Here is a 16,276-nt window from a genome sequence, read left to right as displayed (position 1 = left end):
CTCCTCCGTACGCAGCGCCGCGGTGGGTGTGCTGGGCGCACCTGGTGCGCGTCAGTTCACGCGTCCGTCGGCGCCCGGGCCCGCCAACCCGGTCCCGCACCCGCTACGCGGCATCGCCGGACGACGTCTGCGCGGTCTCCCGTACCTTGGCGACCGCCGCCGCCATCTGCTGTTGCACCTGTTCGGGCACCGGGTCCCCGTGGATGGCGCCCATCAGGTCCTGGGCGAGGTTGTGCATTTTGGTGTTGGTGTTCTGGGAGGCGGTGACGAGCACCGTCCAGGCGTCCTCGGCGCTCAGCCCGAAGGAGGCCATGACGATCCCGCGGGCCACGTCGATGGCCGGCCGGGTCCGCATCGCCCGGCGCAACTGGTCGACCTCCCGGCGCAGTTCCTGATCGACGTCCATCGGCTCGGGCCGCTCCTCCGCGACGGGGACGGGGACGGGTACGGGTACGGGTTGGACGGCTGGGGTGTCCGAACCGCCGGGCCCTCCGGAACGCTCGGTCACGAACAGCTCCCGGGCACCGGTCAGGTCGAGCAGGCGTCCCACGGTCGGACTGTACGCCCGGACGGTGACCGTCTTGCCCTGGTCGAGGGCCTCCCGGCGCAGGCCCAGCAGGACGTTGAGGCCACCGCAGTCGCAGAAGCGGACCTCGCCGAGGTCCAGGTCCACCCCGGTGGCCGAGCGGTCGAGGGCGGCGTACAGCTCGGGCTGGAGCTCCTCGGCTCCCATGTCGAACTCACCGCGGCAGGTGACGAGCATCCGCTCCCCGGCCACCACGGCGTCGATCGTGGCCAGACACGGCGGGCGCGCGTCCAGCGCGGTGAGGGGCTGCGCCGAGTGCGCAGGTTCCGACATGGCCCTCTCCCTCATGTGCTCGCAGCCTCTGTCCCTCACGTTCCCCTCCACCGTCAACATACGTCAACCAATACACGAAATAAAGTTCAGGTTTTTGGATGCGTGAATGTTGGGTCGCTAGACTGCTGCCATGGATGGAGTGCCCGAGTCTCACACCGGATGGACGTTCGTCACCAACCATGCGCGGGTGCTGGCAGCGATCGCCGACAACCCCAGCACCCGGATCCGCGACATCGCCGCGCACTGCCGGCTCACCGAACGCGCCGTTCAGAAGATCATTTCCGATCTGGAGCAGGACGGATACCTCTCGCACGTGCGGGAGGGGCGTACCAACACCTACCGCATCGACCCGGGCAAGGTCCTGCGCCACCCCGCGGAGGCCGGCCTGACCGTGGCGTCACTGCTCTCCCTGCTCGTCCAGGACGAGGCGGACCGCAGTCCGCTCACCGACACCCGACGGCCCGCCCCGGCCTGACCCCGCGGCGCACCGAACCTGCCCCGGCTCCGCTCCCGGACCCGGCAGGTGTGTCGGCCTGCCCAGCCACGGCCGGAAGGCTCACGCGAGGCCCCCATGACCGTTCGCAAACGGAGCCCACTGCTGCATCCATCCGCAGCGGTGAGATTCCGGAAACGTCGCGTTCACGACACCCAGCGATGTCGGTAACAACCGCTTTCTAGCGTGACGAGCCGTGGGACCCGAGTCGTATACAGGGCCAAGAACCGCTCGTTCCGGCCCCTCCGCTCCCCCGGCCTGCCGACGACGCCACGCGGGGCTCCCACGCATCCCCCACCGCCCGCTCGAGCACCACTGGGAGGCGTGACATGAGCACCACAGAGTCACGGCCGGCAACGGCAGACCCGTCGAAATCCGCCGACCAGGCGGTCAAGGAGACCCTGGAGGACTACACCCTCCGCTTCGCGCCCCGCAGTTACCGCCGCTGGACCCCGATGGTCGTGGCCACCACCGCCCTCGGCGGCATCGCCTACATGGCCGACTTCTCCATCGGCGCCGGCATCGGCCTGGCCCACGGCACCGGCAACGCGCTCGTGGCGATCGCCGTCGCCGCCGTCGTCATCTTCGTCACCGGCTTCCCCCTCGCCTACTACGGCGCCCGCTACAACATCGACCTCGACCTGATCACCCGCGGCTCGGGCTTCGGTTACTACGGCTCGGTCCTCACCAGCGTCATCTTCGCCAGCTTCACCTTCATCTTCTTCGCCCTCGAAGGCTCGATCATGGCCCAGGGCCTCAAGCTGGGCCTCGGACTGCCCCTGTGGCTGGGCTACCTGGTCTCCACGCTCATGGTCATCCCTCTGGTGATCTACGGCATGAAGGCGCTGAGCAAGCTCCAGGTGTGGACGACCCCGATCTGGCTGCTGCTGATGGTCGGACCGCTGGTCTACCTGATCTCCACCGACCCGGGCACGGTCGACCGCTTCCTCGCCTACGCGGGCACCGACGGCGACGGCGGCGTCAACACAGCGTCCGTGCTGCTCGGCGCGGGCGTGTGCCTCTCGCTCATCGCGCAGATCGGTGAGCAGATCGACTACCTGCGCTTCATGCCGCCCAAGACCGAGGCGAACAAGCGCACCTGGTGGACCGCGGTGGTCATGGCCGGCCCCGGCTGGGTGGTGCTCGGCGCGCTCAAGCAGGCCATCGGTGTCTTCCTCGCGGTGTACATCCTCGCCAAGGTGGGACCGGACGTGGCTCCCGAGCCGATCCAGCAGTTCAAGGGCGCCTTCGACGCGATGATGCCGTCCTGGCTGGTGGTTCCGCTGGCCGTGGCGCTGGTGGTGATCAGCCAGATCAAGATCAACGTGACGAACGCCTACTCCGGCTCGCTCGCCTGGACCAACTCCTTCACCCGGCTCACCAGGCACTACCCGGGCCGCATGGTCTTCGTCCTGGTCAACCTGGGCTTCGCGCTGGTCCTGATGGAAGCCGACATGTTCAGCTTCCTCAACGACATCCTGGGCTTCTACTCGAACTGCGCGATCGCCTGGGTCGTCACCGTCGCCACCGACATCGGCATCAACAAGTACCTGCTCAAACTCTCCCCGCACGCCCCCGAGTTCCGCCGCGGCATGCTCCACGCGGTCAACCCCGTGGGTGTGGTGGCCTTCGTCGCCGCGTCCGGCCTGTCCATCGCCATGTACTTCCACGCCCTCGGCGACACCCTCCAGCCGTACTCCCCCGTCGCCGCCGCCGTCATCGCCTTCGTCCTCACCCCGCTGATGGCGATCGTCACCAAGGGCAGGTACTACCTGCGGCGCACCGGCGACGGCATCGACGAGCCGATGCTGGACGCGGACGGCAACCCGAGCGCGGTCACCTACGACTGCCACGTCTGCCGCCAGCCCTACGAGCGCCCCGACCTGGCCGCCTGCGCCACCCACGACGCGGTGGTCTGCTCCCTGTGCCTGAGCACGGACAAGACCGGCGACCACGTCCTGCCCGCCACGGCCTGACTCCCACCCGCGAGCAGGCGGCCCACGGCCGCCGTGAGTACGTGCGTACGGCCGACCTCGTCGAGCAGCCGCAGTCTCACCGGCTGCGGCTGCTCGACCGCCGCACCTGTCCCCCGTACGGCCGCCTCCGGCCCGCCGGTACGACCTGTGCGCCTTCCACCGCCGGGCCCGTCGTCCCCGTGCCGTCCTGGCCCGGGGACTCGCCGCTCAGACGGCCGCCCCGAACCACCTCGGCAGCCGGTCCAGCAGTTCCCGCTGATCCTCGCCGGCCCACGCCACATGGCCGTCCGGCCGCAGCAGCACCGCGGGAGCGTCCAGCTCCTCGGCGGTGTCGACGACGTGGTCGACACGGTCCGCCCAGCCCTCGACCGACAGACGGCCGGTCCCGTCGAGCAGCAGTCCGCGGCCGCGGCGCATCAGCTCGTAGAGGCGGCCTCGCCCGAGCGTGAGGTCCCGCAGGCGTCGGCCGAGCAGGTCATGGCCCGCGCCGAAGTCGTAGCGGACGCCGATCGCGGTGATGTGCTCGATCAGGTGCCGGTTCACCTCGTCGAAGTCCATCAACCGGGACAGCAGCCGGCGCACCGCCTGCGGCCCGGGCTCGGTGGACAACAGCTCCATCTGCGCGCGGGTGTTGTTCAGCACGTCGGCGGCCACTGGGTGCCGTTCGGCGTGGTAGCTGTCCAGCAAGCCCTCCGGAGCCCAGCCGGCCACCTCGGCGGCCAGTTTCCAGCCCAGGTTGAACGCGTCCTGGATACCGAGGTTGAGGCCCTGTCCGCCCACCGGCGGGTGGACGTGGGCCGCGTCGCCGGCCAGCAGCACCCGGCCGACCCGGTAGCGGTCGGCCTGGCGGGTGGCGTCGCCGAAGCGGGAGAGCCAGCGCGGTGAGTGCACGCCGAAGTCGGTGCCGGCGACCGCCCGCAGCTGTCGCTTGAACTCGTCCAGGGTCGGGGCGACCGAGCGGTCCCCGGTCACCCCCTCGGCGGGCACGACGACCCGGTACAGCCCGTCCCCGACGGGTCCGAGGCCGAACAGCTTCTGGGTCCGGCGGATCTCCGACACCACGGCGGTCACCGTCTCCGGCGCCACGCCCACCTCCATCGCGCCGAGCAGCGTCTCGGTCTTGGCGGGCGCGCCGGGGAAGCCGACCCCGAGCAGCTTGCGCACGGTACTGCGGCCGCCGTCGCAGCCGACGAGGTAGCGGGCGTGAAGCCGTGTGCCGTCGGCGAGTTCGGCGTCCACCCCCTCCTCGTCCTGGCTCAGCCCGACGACTTCGCAGCCGCGCCGGATCTCGGTGCCCAGTTCGACGGCGTGCTCGGCCAGCAGGCGGTCGGTGACGGGCTGCGGGATGGCGAGGATGTAGGCGTGCGCGCTGTCCAGCCCGTCCGGCCAGGGCTTGTCGATCCCGGCGAAGTAACCGCCGGCCTTGAACGGCCTCCCGTGCGCGAGGAACCGCTCCAGCAACCCTCTCTGGTCCATCACCTCGATGCTGCGTGCGTGCAGGCCGAGCGAGCGGACGACCTCGGTCGGCTCCGGCTCCTTCTCCAGCACGACCACCCGCACCCCGTGCAGCCGCAGCTCGGCCGCCAGCATCAGTCCCGTCGGTCCGCCGCCGACGACGATCACGTCGATCATCGGATCCCCCTCCATGGCTCGGACGGCGATTGTGCGGCACGACGGGGATCTTGCCGCAAGGCCCCCCGTGAGCTATACGTTGAAGAGGGCAGGGAGAGCGGTGATCTCCTTGCCCTCGCTCATGTGCGTCCTGTCTCAGGACGGTTGGAGATACCGCGCCAGCAGGTCGTCCAGCGTGACCATCCCCGTGAGCGCGCCCGCCCCGTCCCGTACGACCGCCAGCGACGCCCGGTTGCGGCGCAGGAGGTCGATCGCGTCGGCGACCGTGGTGTCCTGCGTCAGCTCCGGGACCGGGCGGGCGAGGGTGCGGGCGGTGCCGGTGCGGCCCTGCGCGCGGGCCACCAGGGCGTCGCGGGCGTGGAGCGAGCCGAGGACGAGGTCGCCCTCGCGGACCAGCATGCGGGTGCGGTCGTGGTCGGCGGCCGTGCGCAGGACGGCGTCGAGGTCGGCGGTGCCCGGCACCGAGGTGATCTCCGCGGCCGGGATGCGGAGGTCGCCGACCGGGGTCTCGGGCTCGGTGAGCGAACGGGTGAGCAGCTCCGAGTCGGCCTCGCTGATCAGCCCGAGACGCTGCGACTCCTCGACGAGGTGGGTGAGTTGCTCGCGGTTGTGCACGGCGGCCAGTTCGTCGCGCGGGGTGACCCGGCACAGCCGTACCAGCGCGTTGCTCATCCTGTTCAGCACCGAGATCAGCGGCCGGACCGCCTTGACGACGGCCCGGAAGGGCGGCGAGAGCAGCATCGCGGAGCGCTCGGGGTGGGCGATCGCCCAGGACTTGGGGGCCATCTCGCCGACCACCATGTGCAGGAACACCACGACTACCATGGCGAACACGAAGGCCACGCCGTAGCTGAGCGCGCTGGGCAGGCCCAAGTCGTGCAGCAGCGGGTCGAGTTCGTGGGAGATCGCCGGCTTGGAGACCGAGCCGAGGCCCAGTGTGCAGACGGTGATGCCGAGTTGGGCACCGGCCAGCATCAGCGACAGCTCGCGCATTCCGGCCAGGGCCGCCTTCGCCCCGCGCCGACCCTCGGCCGCGGCCTTCTCCATGCGGTGGCGCTTGGCGGCGACCAGCGCGAACTCCGCGGCCACGAAGAACCCGCTGCCGATCAGCAGCAGGACGGTGACGAACAGTGCCATCGGGAAGCTCATGCCGCGTCCACCCTCTCCACGCGGACGCGTTCCGGCACGTGCCGGTCCAGGGTCCGTACGTCGATCCGCGCGCGTCCGCCGCCCGGAAGGTCCACGGTGATCCGGTCGCCGATCGCCGGAAAGCGGCCCAACCGGTCGACGATCAGGCCGGCCACCGTGTCGTAGTCCTCCTCCTCGGGCAGGGCGACACCGGTGGCCTCGGCGACCTCGTCGAGGCGGCGGCCGGCGTCCACCAGCCAGCCGGACCCGTCCGCGACCGCGATCTCGGTGACGGTGTCGGTCTCGTCGGCGATGTCGCCGACCAGTTCCTCGGCGATGTCCTCGTAGGTGACGATGCCGGCGACTCCGCCGTGCTCGTCCAGGACGACCGCGAACTCGTCGTCCCGCTCCCGCATCTGCGCGACCGCCTCCGGCAGCGGAAGGGTGTCGGGCAGCAGCAGCGGGGTGCGGGCGAGGGCGCCCGCACCGACCCGGGTCAGCTCATGGGCCGGCAGGCGCATCAACTCCCGTACGCCCAGGACGCCCGGGATGTCGTCGGGGTGGTCGCCGAGGACGGGGTAGGTGGAGTGGCCGTGCTTGGCGATCAGGTCGACGGCCTCGGCGGCGGTGGCGTCCTTGCGCACGAAGACGGCGTCGACGCGGGGCACCATCACCTCGTCGAGGGTGCGCTCGGAGAACTCCAGGGCGTGGTCGAGGAGTTCGGCGGTGTCCCTGGGCAGTTCGCCCTGTTCGTGGGACTCGCCGATGAGGTGGCCGAGCTCTTCCAGGGTGGCGCCGTGGTGGAGTTCCTCGACCGGTTCGATGCCGGCCGCGCGCAGCAGGCGGTTGGCCGCCCCGTCGAAGACGTGCACCAGCGGGCCGACGACCTTGAGGTAGCCGAGCGTGGAGGGGGCGAGGGCCTTGGCGAGGCGCTCCGGGACGGCGATCGCGAGGTTCTTCGGGGCCAGCTCGCCCAGGACCATCTGGACGACGGTGGCCAGCACGAACGCCAGCACGACGGAGATCCCGCCCACGGCCCCCTCGGGGACGCCCAGACCGGTGAAGGCTGGTTCGAGCAGGGCGGAGACCGACGGTTCGGCGATGAAGCCGACGACCAGACCGGTGACGGTGATGCCGAGCTGGGCGCCGGACAGCATGAAGGACAGCCGCTCCAGCACCTTCAGCGCGCGGGCGGCCTTCCGGTCGCCGGCCTCCGCCTCGCGGGAGAGGGCGAGCCGGTCCGCGGAGACGTACGCGAATTCCTGGGCGACGAAGTAGCCGGTGCCGGCGGTCAGCAGGAACACGGCCAGCAGGCCGAGGACGGCGCTCGTGGTGGTCAACGGCCGGCCGATCGCGTGGGGCGGGGGTCCGTCGGTGTGGCGGACACGGGCTTGCTCCTTCGGTAGTGATGTGCGCTGTGTGAACGGCTGGGGCGCGAGCGGCGTTCCCCAGGTCCGCCAGGTCCGCCGAACGGGTGGTGGGCCCGCCCGGCGGTCACGCGGTGGCCGGCGTCGGCCCGACCAGCTCGGTGAGGACGTCCTCCATGGTCACGAACCCGAGGACGGCCCCGGTCTCCCCCGTCACCGCCGCCAGATGGCTCCCGTCGGCGCGCAGCGCGGTGAGGGTGTCGTCCAGCGGGGTGTCGATGCGGACCCGGGTGACCGGGTGCAGGGCGGCGCGTGGGAAGGGCCGGTCGCGGTCGGTGACGCCGAGGGTGTCCTTGATGTGCAGATAGCCGAGCAGGGTGCTGTCGGGACCGGTGACCGGGAAGCGCGACCAGCCCGCGTCGGCGGCGACACGCTCCAGGCGGGCCGGGGTGACCGAGGCGTCCACCGTTCGCATCCTCTGCACCGGGACCAGGATCTCGCCGACCGGCCGGGTGCCGAGCTCCAGGGCGTCCCGCAGCCGTTCGCCGTCGGCCGGTGAGAGCAGTCCGGCCTCGCCGGCCTCGACGACCATGCGGGCGAGCTGGTCGTCGGTGAACACCGACTCGACCTCGTCCTTGGGTTCGACGCGCAGCAGCTTCAGCAGGGCGTTGGCGAAGGCGTTGACGCCGAACACGAAGGGCTTCAACGCGCGCGTGAGGGCCACCAGCGGCGGTCCGAGCAGCAGGGCGGTCGGCACGGGGGCCGCGAGGGCGATGTTCTTCGGGACCATCTCGCCGATCAGCATGTGCAGATAGGTGGCGAGGGACAGGGCGATCACGAACGCGATCGGGTGGACCAGGCCGCCCGGGACGCGGGCCGCCTCGAAGGCGGGCTCCAGCAGGTGCGCGATGGCGGGTTCGGCGACCGCGCCGAGCACCAGTGAGGAGACGGTGATGCCGAGCTGGGCGGTGGCCATCATCGCGGAGAGGTGTTCGAGACCCCACAGGGTCATCCGGGCCCGCTTGTGGCCGTCACGCGCGCGTGGCTCGATCTGGCTGCGGCGCACGGAGATCAGGGCGAACTCGCCGCCCACGAAGAAGGCGTTGGTCAGCAGCGTCAGGGCGCCGACGAGCAGTTGGACGGTGGTCATCGGGCCTCCTCCCGCGTCTGGACCGGCACCCTGGCGGGTCCGGTGATCCGGATCAGGTGGGCGCGGTGGTGGTCGACGTCCAGGACCTCCAGGTGCCAGCCGTCGAGGTGGAGGTCGTCGCCCTTGGCGGGGATGCGCGCGAGGCGGGTGGCGACCAGTCCGGCCACGGTCTCGTACGGCCCCTCGGGCGCCGTGAGGCCTATCGCCCCGAGCCGGTCGACGCGGACGGAGCCCTCCGCCTCCCAGGCCCGCTCGCCGGCGGGCCGCAGGTCGGGCATCTCCACGGGGTCGTGCTCGTCGCGGACCTCGCCGACGACCTCCTCGACGATGTCCTCGACCGTCGCCACGCCCGCGGTGCCGCCGTACTCGTCGATGACGACGGCCATGGTGCGGCCGGCCCGCATCCGCTCCAGGAGCCGGTCGGCGGTGAGGCTGTCGGGGACCAGCAGGGGCGCGGTGGCCAGTTCGGTGACCGGGGTGGCGGCGCGCTTGTCGGGTTCCAGCGCGAGCACGTCACGGACGTGCACGGTGCCGATGACCTCGTCCAGGCTGTCGCGGTAGACCGGGAAGCGGGACAGGCCGGTGGCGTGGGTGAGGTTGGCGGCGTCGGCGGCGGTCGCGTGGGCTTCGAGGGCCTTGACGTCGACACGCGGTGTCATGACGTTCTGCGCGGTGAGCTCGCCCAGGTGCAGGGTGCGGACGAACAGTTCGGCGGAGTCGGCCTCCAGGGCGCCCTCGGCGGCGGAGTGCTCGGCGAGGGCGACGAGTTCCTCGGGGCCGCGGGCGGAGGCCAGCTCGTCGGCGGGCTCCAGGCCGAAGCGTCGTACGAAACGGTTCGCGGTGTCGTTGAGGTGGCGGATGAACGGGCCGAAGAGGGCGGTGAAGGCGCTCTGCGGTCCGGCGACCACCTTGGCGACGGCCAGCGGGCGGGAGATCGCCCAGTTCTTCGGCACCAGTTCGCCGACCACCATCAGCACGACGGTGGACAGGGCAACGCCCAGCGCGGTCGCCACCGGAGCGGCGGCCCCGCCGAGGCCGGCGGCCTTCAGCGGGCCCTTGAGGAGCACCGCGAGGGAGGGTTCGGCGAGCATGCCGATCACCAGGGAGGTGACCGTGATGCCGAGCTGGGCGCCGGACAGCTGGAAGGTCAGCCGGCGTACGGCCTTCAGCGCGCCCTCGGCGCCGCGCTCACCCGCCTCGGCGGCCCGCTCGAGGTCACCGCGCTCGACGGTGGTCAGGGAGAACTCGGCCGCCACGAACACGGCGCAGGCCAGGGTGAGGAGCAGGGCCAGCACCAGCAACAGGGTCTCTGTCACCGGGTCACCCCCGCTTCCCTGGTCGGTCGGCGTGGGGCGGGGCTGGTACTGGGAGGCTCACCCATTGCGGGACTGTGGCTCCTTGTCTCGGGGCAGGTTCGCATCCAATAGTAAAGGACAGGCAAAGCAATCTACAGCGGTGTCGCAGCGCGCAGCACCAGCGCCAGCGTCAGCGCCGAGTTCGCGGAGGACATCGCCGACAGGGCGGTACCGGCCGCCGCCGTCCAGGCCGCCGCGCCCACCGCGGTGAAGAGCGAGGGCCAGGCGCGGGTCGCGGGGGCGGGGCCCAGCAGCGCGGCCACCCGGCGCGGCACCGGGCCCGGCAGGGCGAGGCCCGCGAGGGTCGGGGCCGGGGTGCCTCGGGAGATCAGGGCCGCCCTGCCGATCGCCCGCGCCACGGTCCGGCGGTCGCCGACGGCCCGTGCCGCCTCCTCGTCGGCCCAGCGCTCCGTGGTGTACGCCACCGCCGTACGCAGAGGGCGCAGGAAGGGGTTGGCGTCCGCGGCCAGCCGGGCCACCAGCAGGAAGCGGTGGTGACGGGCGGCCAGGTGGGCCCGTTCGTGGGCGAACAGGGCACGTCGCTCGGCGGGCCCCAGAGCGGCGAGCAGGGCGGTGGTCACCACGATGCGGTCACGGGTGCCGCCGGGCAGGGCGTGGGCGTACGGGAGGTCGTCGGAGAGCACCGCGACCTCCGTGTCCGGCAGCCCGGCGAGCGCCCGGTGGGCTTCGCGGCGCAGCCGGCCGTGGCGCCGGAGCGTGCGGCCGCACACCGCGGCGACGGCGAGCAGGACGGGGACGGCCGCCGTGCCCGCCACCTCGTCGTACGGGACGGCCTGTCGTACCTGCGGGTCCGACCAGCCGTCCGGCAGGGGGTTGCCGGGCAGTTGCGCGGTGCCGACCACCATGAGCAGCCCGAGACAGACCGTGCTGCACAGGGCCATCACACCCGCCACCCCGGTCAGCAGCCGGGTCGCGAGCCGTGGATGCAGTTGCTGCTCGGCGAGCCGTGCGACGGGCCACGCCGTGAGCGGCAGCACCAGTGGCAGAAAGACGAACACCCCCATGAGGTCTCAGTCGTCCCCTTCGCCCCTGGTCCGCCCCAGCAGTTCCCGCAGCAGGCGTTCGTCGTCGGCGTCGAGGGAGGTGACGAAGCTCGCCAGCACCGCCTCCCGGTCGCTCTCGCCGTCCAGCAGCCTGCGCATCCGGTGCGCCGCGAGGCCGGCCTCGTCCGCGACCGGGGTCCACACGAAGGAGCGGCCCGAGCGTTCCCGGGTGACCGCGCCCTTGGCCAGCAGCCGGGTCAGGATGGTGATGACGGTCGTATAGGCGAGGTCGGCACCCAGGCGTTCCTGCACCCAGCCGGCGGTCGCCGGTCCGTCCGCCTCCCGCAGGGCCGACAGGACCTGCACCTCCAGCTCGCCCTGCCCCCGCCGCCGGGGACGCCGGTGGTCCGTCATGCCCTGTCTCCCTTCCGCTGCCGCGCACGTCACGGGCGGTCCATGGTAAGGACACCGGACTCGGGGTGCGGGTACGCTGCCGGTCCGGCGGGCATCTCGTCCGACTGCGGCGTCACCCTGACGGAGGCCTTCCCCATGTTCGGACTGAGCGAGCTCGCGATCATCCTGATCGTCGTCATAGCGGTCATCGCCGTCAAGAAGGGCCCCGAGCTGGCCCGTACGGCGGGCAGGTCGGCGCGCATCATGAAGGCGGAGGCCCGCGCGGCGCGGGAAGGCCGCGCGGAACCCCAGGTCATCCAGGGGGAGGTCCTGCGGCCCGGGGCCGGCGGGGGCACCGAGCAGGGGTCCGGCGCCCGCTGACCGACCCGGGGTCGTACCCCCTCCGCGGTTTCCCTGCCGACCGGCTCCGCGATGATCCATGATGAGCGGGCCATGCACCCGGACACGACCACGCGCGCGCCGCTGCCCCTTCCGCGGGCCGCGGTGTTCGCCGTCGTCGGCACGGTGCTCGGGGTCAGCGCCCATCATCTGCTCGCCGAGGGGCCGGTGCCCTGGGGGCAGGGTGCCGCCGCGACGGCCGTGCTCTTCGCGGTGGGTCTCATCGGTGTGCAGCGGCCCAGAAGTCTGGCGACGGTCGTCGCGTGCAGTGTCGCGGGGCAGTCGGGGCTGCATCTGTGGCTGAGCCTCACCGCTGCCGCGCACCGCCCCGGCGGACACGCGCACGACGTCCGTTCGGCGTGGCACGAGCGGCTCCATGGCTCCCTCGCCATGACGGCGGCCCACTCCCTGGCCGCCGCGCTCGTCGCGGTCCTTCTGCACCGCGCGGACGCGGCCTGCTGGACGGTGGCCCGCAGGGTGACGGCGGCGCTCGACGCGGTACGTGCCCGACTGGCCGCCGCCCGGCTGCTGTTGGCCAGGCTCGCGTCACCCGCGCCGACGCCCGCGGTGACGGTCGTGCCGACGTACGGCGAACGGCCGCTCACAGCACGGCCGTTGCTCGCGCACGCGGTGGTACGGCGGGGTCCTTAGGCGGCGGGCGCAGCTCTCGACCACTGACCCCACGGGGCCTCCGCTCCGGCCCGCGCCGGACGGCCGCCCCGCCGTACCCGCCTGCCTGGAGACCCGCATGTCCCGTATCCCTCTGTCACGCATCCCCCTGTCCCGTATCGCCTTGTCCCGTCCGTCCGTCGTGGCCGCCGGAGCCGCGGCCGCCCTCCTCCTGACCGCCGTTCCGGCCGCCGCCCACACCGAGGTCGAGGCCGACAAGGCGCAGGCCCTCGCCGAGAACGTCACCGTCTCCTTCCACGCCGAGGCCGAGTCCGACACCTCCGGGATCAAGGAGGTACGGGTCGTCCTGCCCGAGGGCATCACCCCGGCCGACGTGAGGTACGGCAAGGGCCCCGAGGGCTGGACGTTCAGTGCCACCGAGGACGGCTACACCGTCAAGGGCACGGAGCTGAGGACCGGCGAGAGCGCCGAGTACTCCGTCGTCGTACGGCAGTTGCCCGACGCGGAGGAAGTGCCCTTCAAGACCCTCCAGACCTACGGCGACGGACACGTGGACCGCTGGATCGAGCTGGACGAGAACGGGGACAACCCGGCGCCCACCCTGGAACTGAAGGCGGCGGCACCGGGCGCGAAGCCGGTCGCCCCCTCCCCGAGCGTCTCCGGGAGCCCGTCCCCGACCCCCGCCGCGACGACGCCCGCGGCCTCCCCGCCGGCCGCCGCCGACACCGGGAAGGACGACGAGGGCGGACTGTCCGCGGGTGCCTGGACCGGCATCGGCGCGGCGGTCCTCGTGGCGGCGGCCGCGGCGCTCTTCGCGGTACGGCGACGGGGCGGCACCGAGGAGTAGCCGCACCCCGTCCGGGGGTTTTCTCCCGGACCCCGGATGAAACCCCCGCCTCCGGGTAGGCCAGCCACACGGCGTACCCGGAGATGGAGTGCCATGACCTGCGCGAACTCCCCTGCCCGGCACGGGATCTGGGCGGTGGCCCTGGCTGTCGCCGCCCTCGTCCTCACCGGGGCCTGCGACGACGGCGACGGCGGTGACGGCGGGGCCTCCCCCACCGGCCGGCCCTCCGTCACCGGCTCACCGGGCCCGACCACGGCCGGGGGCTCCCCTTCACTTTCCACCTCCCCTACGCCCACCGCGACCGCCCCCTCGGACCCGGAGCGGGCGGAGCAGGACATCCGGCGGGCCTGGGCCGTCCTCTTCGACCCGAAGTCCTCCCTGGACCAGCGCAGTGACGTGGTCGAGAACGGCGACGAGAACGCCCTGATGATCGACAACCTCTTCCGCGACCCGAGCGGCAGCAAGCTGCGCGCCGAGGTGACCTCCGTGTCGTACACGTCGGACGTGTACGCCGAGGTGGCCTACGACCTCACGCGCGAGGACCGCCGGCTGGACACCGGCGGTCCGGGGGCGGCCGTACTCCAGGACGGCGGTTGGAAGGTCGCCCTGCGTACGGTGTGCGCGCTGACGCGGCACGCGGAGGACGCGCCCGAGGCGCCGAGCTGTGCGGTGGCGTCCTCCGGTCCTGCCTCCGCCCCGGTCTCCGCTCCTGCCTCCAGCCCTGTCGCTAGCCCTGCCGGAACAGGTCGTTGAGCTCCGTCTGGGAGAGCTGCTCCGCGGCGTACGAGAAGGTGCCCAGGTCGGCCAGCTCCCGTGCGGCGTCGAGCAGACGGCGGTACATGGCTCGCGCGATGCTGCCGCCGACCGTGACCCGCCGGACGCCGAGTTCCCGCAGGTCGTCGAGGGAGAGCGCGTTGCCCGTCAGGCCCATGACCACGTTCAGCGGGCCGTCGAGCTCGCGGACCAGCGTGCCGATGGTCGCGGCGTCGGCGGCGCCGGGGACGAACGCGCAGTCGGCGCCGGCCTCCAGGTAGGCGTTGGCCCGCCGTACCGCCTCGTCGAGTGTGCCGCCGACCAGGAGCGCGTCGGTGCGGCCGACCAGGACGAAGGGCTCGCCGTCGGCGGCCAGGGTCTCGCGGGCGGCGCGGACCCGGTCGGCGGAGAGCTTCTCGTCGTGGAGCGGCCGGGTGCGGTCGCCGGTGAAGTCCTCGATGTTGCCGCCCGCGGCTCCGGCGGCGAGAGCCCCCGCGACGGTGGCGGCGACGGTCTCGGGCGACTCCCCGTACCCTTCCTCCAGATCCGCGCTCAGCGGTACGGCGATCCCGCCCGCCATCTCGCGGACCCGGCCCAGCATGGTCTCGCGGTCGACGCGGTCCTCGGGCGGCTGTTCGGCGAAGAAGTCGTGGTCGGGCCGTCCGAGGGAGAACGCGACGCCCGCGCTCGTGGTCGCCACGGCCGGGAACCCGGCCGCCTCCAGGATCCGGGCGCTGCCCACGTCCCACGCGTTGGGGAGCAGGAAGCAGCCTTCCCGGTGCAGTTCGGCGAAGCGCTGTGCCTTGGCTCGGCTGTCGGTGTCCACACGGTCCTTCCCGGCCCGCCGCCCCTCGACGGGCTCCCGGAGAACGTACGCCGGTGGGACGCGGGGAGCGGAGTCCTTTTGCCGCGCGACCCCGGGTTCCGGTGCATCCGCAGCCGTGCCCCGGCCCCCCTCTAGGATGAGCCCGATGACCGGCTCCGAGCAGTCCCCCGCGCGTCCGCCCCTGTGGCGGGCGCTGCTGGTGCTCGGACTGCTCGTCGGCGTGCTGGGCATGCACGCCCTGGCCCCCGGTGGCGGCACGGGCGGGCACGAGGGCGGGTCCGCGCACAGGGCGACGGCCGCCGCCGTCGTCGTCGACCCGGTCTGCCACGACGGCTGCGGCTCGGGCCACCTCCACCACGCCGACGCGACCTGCGCGTCGGGCGCGGTGAGCGGAGGACCCGCGGTGCCGGCGCCTCTGCCCGACCCGTCGGGAAGCCCCACGGGCACGGCCGACCTGTCCTGCCGGACGGCCGCGGCCCCGGAAGGCGCCAGGGCCCCGCCCTCCCTCGCGGAACTCCAGCTCCTGCGGATCTAGACACGACGTGCTCCGCCACGTCCAGATCCCTTTCACAGCACTGGAGTTCCAGCATGCGCACGACCCGTACCCTGATCCGCCGTGCCTGTCTCGCGGCGGTCGCCGTGAGCGCCGCGCTCACCCTCACGGCCTGCGGCGGCGACAGCGAGGACAGCGGCTCGGCCGCCCCGTCGCCCTCGGTGTCCGCCGAGACCTCGGCCGACGCCCACAACGCCCAGGACGTCGCCTTCGCCCAGGGCATGATCCCGCACCACCAGCAGGCCGTGGAGATGGCCGGACTGGCCGACGGCCGGGCCTCCTCCGCCGAGGTCGAGGACCTCGCCGCCCGGATCGAGAAGGCGCAGGGCCCGGAGATCTCGACCATGACCGGCTGGCTGAAGGCATGGGGCGAGCGGGTGCCCGAGGCGATGCCCGGCATGAACCACTCGGCGCACTCCGGCATGGCCGGGATGATGGACAGCGCCGACATGGAGAAGCTGACGAAGGCGTCCGGCGAGGAGTTCGACTCCCTGTTCCTGACCATGATGGTCGAGCACCACGAGGGCGCCGTCGAGATGGCCACGACCGAGAAGGCCAAGGGCGAGTACCGGGACGCCAAGGCCATGTCCGGTGACATCGTCACCACGCAGAACGCCGAGATCGGCGAGATGAAGAAGCTCCTCGGCGAGAACTGACACGTCCGCGTGTCGCCACGGTGCCCGTGCCGCCGGGCGCGGGCACCGTGGCCTCCGGGGCCGGCCCTCCCCGTCTTCTGACAGAAGCGTTGACGAGGCCATGACGCGCCCCTATCTTCTGACCGAAGTTACGAACCTTGTTCGACATCACGGACATGATGACGGGCAGGACGGTCTCGGGCTGAACAACACCTGTCGGCAGTGGCGCCTCGCACCGACCCCTGATCTGGAGAACTCCTTTGAGACTCACCGTAG

Annotated in this window: 17 protein-coding genes; 8 read left to right on the top strand and 9 right to left on the bottom strand. The window is 72.4% G+C overall.

From position 1 onward, the window contains the following. Positions 1 to 103 precede the first annotated feature (103 nt). On the bottom strand, positions 104 to 859 hold the full coding sequence (locus ABZ098_RS12555; RefSeq protein WP_356590036.1) for an ANTAR domain-containing protein: 756 nt from the start codon (positions 857 to 859) through the stop codon (positions 104 to 106). A gap of 130 nt (positions 860 to 989) precedes the next feature. Here ABZ098_RS12555 and ABZ098_RS12550 point away from each other — a divergent pair, with 130 nt between their 5' ends. Together ABZ098_RS12550 and ABZ098_RS12545 are read left to right on the top strand one after the other, a co-directional pair. Beyond that, complete coding sequence (locus tag ABZ098_RS12550; RefSeq protein ID WP_356590034.1) at positions 990 to 1,334, top strand: winged helix-turn-helix domain-containing protein; 345 nt, start codon at positions 990 to 992, stop codon at positions 1,332 to 1,334. 347 nt (positions 1,335 to 1,681) lie between these two features. Then, entirely contained in the window at positions 1,682 to 3,328 is a 1,647-nt protein-coding gene (locus tag ABZ098_RS12545) for an allantoin permease (protein WP_356590032.1), read from the top strand. Between the two features lie 207 nt (positions 3,329 to 3,535). On the opposite strand, the gene rox is transcribed toward ABZ098_RS12545, so the two are convergent. From rox to ABZ098_RS12510, 7 genes are all read right to left on the bottom strand, one after another. Beyond that, positions 3,536 to 4,960, bottom strand: coding sequence for a rifampin monooxygenase (rox, locus tag ABZ098_RS12540; RefSeq protein ID WP_356590030.1), 1,425 nt, complete (start codon positions 4,958 to 4,960; stop codon positions 3,536 to 3,538). A gap of 135 nt (positions 4,961 to 5,095) precedes the next feature. Beyond that, complete coding sequence (locus tag ABZ098_RS12535) at positions 5,096 to 6,109, bottom strand: hemolysin family protein (protein ID WP_356590028.1); 1,014 nt, start codon at positions 6,107 to 6,109, stop codon at positions 5,096 to 5,098. Further along, the gene (locus ABZ098_RS12530) at positions 6,106 to 7,428 is read right to left on the bottom strand and encodes a hemolysin family protein (protein WP_356590026.1); all 1,323 of its coding nucleotides are present in this window, start codon (positions 7,426 to 7,428) and stop codon (positions 6,106 to 6,108) included. Before ABZ098_RS12530 ends, ABZ098_RS12535 begins: the two co-directional genes overlap by 4 nt. Positions 7,429 to 7,582: 154 nt before the next feature. Further along, complete coding sequence (locus ABZ098_RS12525) at positions 7,583 to 8,605, bottom strand: hemolysin family protein (protein ID WP_356590024.1); 1,023 nt, start codon at positions 8,603 to 8,605, stop codon at positions 7,583 to 7,585. Next, on the bottom strand, positions 8,602 to 9,921 hold the full coding sequence (locus ABZ098_RS12520; RefSeq protein WP_356590022.1) for a hemolysin family protein: 1,320 nt from the start codon (positions 9,919 to 9,921) through the stop codon (positions 8,602 to 8,604). The genes ABZ098_RS12525 and ABZ098_RS12520 overlap by 4 nt, the downstream gene beginning before the upstream one ends. A gap of 131 nt (positions 9,922 to 10,052) precedes the next feature. Continuing rightward, positions 10,053 to 10,985, bottom strand: coding sequence for a M56 family metallopeptidase (locus tag ABZ098_RS12515; protein WP_356590020.1), 933 nt, complete (start codon positions 10,983 to 10,985; stop codon positions 10,053 to 10,055). A gap of 6 nt (positions 10,986 to 10,991) precedes the next feature. After that, on the bottom strand, positions 10,992 to 11,378 hold the full coding sequence (locus ABZ098_RS12510) for a BlaI/MecI/CopY family transcriptional regulator (RefSeq protein WP_356590018.1): 387 nt from the start codon (positions 11,376 to 11,378) through the stop codon (positions 10,992 to 10,994). A 135-nt stretch (positions 11,379 to 11,513) separates the two neighbouring features. On the opposite strand from ABZ098_RS12510, the gene ABZ098_RS12505 reads away from it, so the two are divergent. The 4 genes from ABZ098_RS12505 (at position 11,514) to ABZ098_RS12490 (ending at position 13,986) form a co-directional block, all read left to right on the top strand. Continuing rightward, the gene (locus ABZ098_RS12505; protein WP_356590016.1) at positions 11,514 to 11,738 is read left to right on the top strand and encodes a twin-arginine translocase TatA/TatE family subunit; all 225 of its coding nucleotides are present in this window, start codon (positions 11,514 to 11,516) and stop codon (positions 11,736 to 11,738) included. A gap of 72 nt (positions 11,739 to 11,810) precedes the next feature. Beyond that, positions 11,811 to 12,407 (top strand): hypothetical protein, encoded by a 597-nt coding sequence (locus tag ABZ098_RS12500; protein WP_356590014.1) that lies wholly within the window; start codon positions 11,811 to 11,813, stop codon positions 12,405 to 12,407. Positions 12,408 to 12,504: 97 nt separating this feature from the next. Beyond that, complete coding sequence (locus ABZ098_RS12495; protein WP_356590012.1) at positions 12,505 to 13,233, top strand: DUF1775 domain-containing protein; 729 nt, start codon at positions 12,505 to 12,507, stop codon at positions 13,231 to 13,233. A gap of 93 nt (positions 13,234 to 13,326) precedes the next feature. After that, complete coding sequence (locus ABZ098_RS12490) at positions 13,327 to 13,986, top strand: hypothetical protein (RefSeq protein ID WP_356590010.1); 660 nt, start codon at positions 13,327 to 13,329, stop codon at positions 13,984 to 13,986. On the opposite strand, the gene ABZ098_RS12485 is transcribed toward ABZ098_RS12490, so the two are convergent. After that, complete coding sequence (locus ABZ098_RS12485) at positions 13,961 to 14,812, bottom strand: isocitrate lyase/phosphoenolpyruvate mutase family protein (protein WP_356590008.1); 852 nt, start codon at positions 14,810 to 14,812, stop codon at positions 13,961 to 13,963. The two genes, ABZ098_RS12490 and ABZ098_RS12485, sit on opposite strands and share 26 nt — an antisense overlap. A 145-nt stretch (positions 14,813 to 14,957) precedes the next feature. Here ABZ098_RS12485 and ABZ098_RS12480 point away from each other — a divergent pair, with 145 nt between their 5' ends. Together ABZ098_RS12480 and ABZ098_RS12475 are read left to right on the top strand one after the other, a co-directional pair. Next, on the top strand, positions 14,958 to 15,347 hold the full coding sequence (locus ABZ098_RS12480) for a DUF6153 family protein (RefSeq protein WP_356590006.1): 390 nt from the start codon (positions 14,958 to 14,960) through the stop codon (positions 15,345 to 15,347). A 53-nt stretch (positions 15,348 to 15,400) separates the two neighbouring features. After that, positions 15,401 to 16,021: a DUF305 domain-containing protein gene (locus ABZ098_RS12475; RefSeq protein WP_356590004.1), complete on the top strand. Its 621-nt coding sequence runs from the start codon at positions 15,401 to 15,403 to the stop codon at positions 16,019 to 16,021. Positions 16,022 to 16,276 lie beyond the last annotated feature (255 nt).

It is taken from the genome of Streptomyces sp. NPDC006335 (assembly GCF_040612795.1).
Taxonomy (GTDB): domain Bacteria; phylum Actinomycetota; class Actinomycetes; order Streptomycetales; family Streptomycetaceae; genus Streptomyces.
The sequence above is the reverse complement of the archived record's forward strand: the minus strand, read 5'-3'. Positions and strand labels throughout refer to the sequence as shown.

What these genes read in the sequence shown, in the direction of transcription:
- ABZ098_RS12555 (WP_356590036.1), bottom strand. Translation starts at nt 859, where the DNA reads ATGTCGGAACCTGCGCACTCGGCGCAGCCCCTCACCGCGCTGGACGCG.
- ABZ098_RS12550 (WP_356590034.1), top strand. Translation starts at nt 990, where the DNA reads ATGGATGGAGTGCCCGAGTCTCACACCGGATGGACGTTCGTCACCAAC.
- ABZ098_RS12545 (WP_356590032.1), top strand. Translation starts at nt 1,682, where the DNA reads ATGAGCACCACAGAGTCACGGCCGGCAACGGCAGACCCGTCGAAATCC.
- rox (WP_356590030.1), bottom strand. Translation starts at nt 4,960, where the DNA reads ATGATCGACGTGATCGTCGTCGGCGGCGGACCGACGGGACTGATGCTG.
- ABZ098_RS12535 (WP_356590028.1), bottom strand. Translation starts at nt 6,109, where the DNA reads ATGAGCTTCCCGATGGCACTGTTCGTCACCGTCCTGCTGCTGATCGGC.
- ABZ098_RS12525 (WP_356590024.1), bottom strand. Translation starts at nt 8,605, where the DNA reads ATGACCACCGTCCAACTGCTCGTCGGCGCCCTGACGCTGCTGACCAAC.
- ABZ098_RS12515 (WP_356590020.1), bottom strand. Translation starts at nt 10,985, where the DNA reads ATGGGGGTGTTCGTCTTTCTGCCACTGGTGCTGCCGCTCACGGCGTGG.
- ABZ098_RS12510 (WP_356590018.1), bottom strand. Translation starts at nt 11,378, where the DNA reads ATGACGGACCACCGGCGTCCCCGGCGGCGGGGGCAGGGCGAGCTGGAG.
- ABZ098_RS12505 (WP_356590016.1), top strand. Translation starts at nt 11,514, where the DNA reads ATGTTCGGACTGAGCGAGCTCGCGATCATCCTGATCGTCGTCATAGCG.
- ABZ098_RS12500 (WP_356590014.1), top strand. Translation starts at nt 11,811, where the DNA reads ATGCACCCGGACACGACCACGCGCGCGCCGCTGCCCCTTCCGCGGGCC.
- ABZ098_RS12495 (WP_356590012.1), top strand. Translation starts at nt 12,505, where the DNA reads ATGTCCCGTATCCCTCTGTCACGCATCCCCCTGTCCCGTATCGCCTTG.
- ABZ098_RS12490 (WP_356590010.1), top strand. Translation starts at nt 13,327, where the DNA reads ATGACCTGCGCGAACTCCCCTGCCCGGCACGGGATCTGGGCGGTGGCC.
- ABZ098_RS12480 (WP_356590006.1), top strand. Translation starts at nt 14,958, where the DNA reads ATGACCGGCTCCGAGCAGTCCCCCGCGCGTCCGCCCCTGTGGCGGGCG.
- ABZ098_RS12475 (WP_356590004.1), top strand. Translation starts at nt 15,401, where the DNA reads ATGCGCACGACCCGTACCCTGATCCGCCGTGCCTGTCTCGCGGCGGTC.